This window comes from Lacinutrix sp. MEBiC02595, assembly GCF_053601555.1.
In genome coordinates, this window is the sequence record NZ_JBSHNU010000143.1 from 1 (window position 1) to 281 (window position 281).

Below are 281 nucleotides of genomic sequence, written 5' to 3' on the forward strand. Positions count from 1 at the left end.
ATAGTAAAAGAAGCATTCCCGGAGGTTAAAACAGTTACCGTTTGTGTGCTACTTGTTCCGCAGGTTCCTGGACTCGTGTATTCTATCGTATATGTGGTTCCTGAAAGTCCATTAGTTACCGTTCCGTTAGTTGCATCTATAGTTGCGCCATCGGTTGGTATTGGATTAAACGTAAAACCCCCACCAAAATCTCCTATGATATTTGCCGTTCCGCCGTCACAAGTTGCTGTCATAGAAAAGGAGGCATTTCCAGAGGTTAAAACAGTTACAGGTTGGGTACT

The 281-nt window shown here is 43.4% G+C and carries 1 protein-coding gene; it reads right to left on the reverse strand.

The features are described 5' to 3' along the window. Window positions 1-281 (reverse strand): hypothetical protein (locus ACVCZW_RS02115; RefSeq protein WP_452231529.1); only part of this gene is annotated, 281 nt, incomplete at both ends.